The sequence below is a fragment of the Mycobacterium sp. UM_11 genome, assembly GCF_001414075.1.
In the GTDB taxonomy this organism is placed as follows: domain Bacteria; phylum Actinomycetota; class Actinomycetes; order Mycobacteriales; family Mycobacteriaceae; genus Mycobacterium.
The window spans coordinates 1-1,819 of sequence record NZ_LATC01000212.1; the positions used below are offsets into that span (position 1 = coordinate 1).

General features: G+C 68.8%; 2 protein-coding genes and 2 pseudogenes. 3 read left to right on the forward strand and 1 reads right to left on the reverse strand.

All coding sequences use genetic code 11. From position 1 onward, the window contains the following. Positions 1-212 (forward strand): annotated as a pseudogene (locus WU80_RS24640) (F0F1 ATP synthase subunit epsilon); the annotation flags it as partial. Positions 213-230: 18 nt separating this feature from the next. Then, the gene (locus WU80_RS24645) at positions 231-674 is read left to right on the forward strand and encodes a DUF2550 domain-containing protein (RefSeq protein ID WP_055405686.1); all 444 of its coding nucleotides are present in this window, start codon (positions 231-233) and stop codon (positions 672-674) included. A gap of 15 nt (positions 675-689) precedes the next feature. Here the strand turns inward: WU80_RS24645 and WU80_RS24650 are convergent, their stop codons facing one another. Further along, the gene (locus WU80_RS24650; protein WP_055405687.1) at positions 690-1,274 is read right to left on the reverse strand and encodes a cob(I)yrinic acid a,c-diamide adenosyltransferase; all 585 of its coding nucleotides are present in this window, start codon (positions 1,272-1,274) and stop codon (positions 690-692) included. A gap of 87 nt (positions 1,275-1,361) precedes the next feature. Between WU80_RS24650 and WU80_RS24655 the strand changes: the two are divergent. Further along, positions 1,362-1,819 (forward strand): annotated as a pseudogene (locus tag WU80_RS24655) (UDP-N-acetylglucosamine 1-carboxyvinyltransferase); the annotation flags it as partial.

A 1,819-nucleotide genomic window follows, 5' to 3' on the forward strand; every position in this document is an offset into this window, starting at 1 on the left:
TGTATAAGAGACAGGGCGAAGACGACCTGCGGGTCGCCATCGAAGGCGGGTTCCTCTCGGTCACCGAGGAGACGGTGACCGTCCTGGCCGAGTCGGCCGCGTTCGAGTCCGAGATCGACGAAAGCGCCGCCAGGGAGGATTCGGAGTCCGACGATCCCCGCATCGCGGCGCGCGGGCGCGGCAGATTGCGCGCCGTCGGCGCGATCGACTAGCCGGCCTCGGAGAAGGCCATGAGCGCGCCCATGATCGGCATGGTCGTGCTCGTCGTCGTCCTGGCGGGCGCGGTCGTCGCGCTCAGCTATCGACTCTGGAAGCTGCGCCAGGGCGGCACCGCGGGGATCATGCGAGACATCCCCGCGGTCGGCGGCCACGGCTGGCGGCACGGCGTGATCCGTTACCGCGGCGGTGAGGCCGCGTTCTACCGGCTCTCCAGCCTGCGGCTGTGGCCGGACCGTCGGCTCAGCCGCAGGGGAGTGGAGATCGTGGCCCGGCGTGCGCCACGCGGCGACGAATTCGACATCATGACCGACGAGATCGTGGTGGTGGAGCTGCGCGACACGACGCAGGACCGCAGGACCGGCTACGAGATCGCCCTGGACAAGGGCGCATTGACGGCGTTCCTGTCCTGGCTGGAGTCCCGTCCTTCGCCGCGCGCGCGTCGTCGCAGCGTTTAGGTCTTGCGCCGCAAGTCAACTCGCGCCTGGCGCCCCGCCGCCCGGTTTCCAGAGCACGTCGCCCTCGGGATTGGCCGCGCGCGCCAGGATGAACAGCAGATCCGAGAGGCGGTTCAGGTATTTCGCCGGCAGGACGTTGACCTGCTGGGGCGCGGCATCGATGGCCGCCCATGCCGACCGTTCCGCTCGACGCGCGATCGTGCGGGCGACGTGCAGCAGCGCCGACAACGGCGAACCGCCCGGCAGCACAAAGGAATTCAGCGCCGGCAGGTTCTCGTTATATTTGTCACACCAACCCTCGAGCCGGTCGATGTAGGGCTGGGTGATCCGCAGCGGGGGGTGCTCGGGGTTTTCCACCACCGGGGTGGACAGGTCCGCACCCGCGTCGAACAGGTCGTTCTGGATCTGGCGCAGCACGCCGGCGATTTCCTCGTCGGGCTGACCCAGGGCGATCGCCACGCCGATCGCCGAGTTCGCCTCGTCACAATCCGCGTAGGCGACCAGGCGCGGATCGTTCTTGGAGACGCGCGAGAAGTCGCTCAATCCCGTCGTGCCGTCGTCACCGGTCCGGGTATAGATGCGGGTCAGGTGTATCGCCATGAGCAAAACGGTACTGCGGCCCGCGACGGGCCGGCGCCTTGGCTCGGCTGACTGACAACCAGAAACCGCTTCACTAGACTGACGCGGGTGGCTGAGCGATTCGTGGTGACCGGCGGCAACCGGTTGTCCGGCGAAGTCGCGGTGGGGGGCGCCAAGAACAGCGTGCTCAAGCTGATGGCCGCGGCGCTGCTGGCCGAAGGCACCAGCACCATCACCAACTGCCCCGACATCCTCGACGTGCCGTTGATGGCTGAAGTGCTGCGCGGGCTGGGCGCCACCGTCGAGCTCGACGGCGACGTCGCCCGCATCACCTCGCCGGACGAACCGAAGTACGACGCCGACTTCGCGGCGGTCCGGCAGTTCCGGGCGTCGGTGTGCGTGCTGGGGCCGTTGGTCGGCCGGTGCAAGCGGGCCAGGGTCGCGCTCCCGGGCGGTGACGCGATCGGGTCGCGCCCGCTGGACATGCATCAGGCGGGCCTGCGCCAGCTCGGCGCGCAATGCAACATCGAGCACGGCTGCGTCGTCGCCCCTGTCTCTTATACACA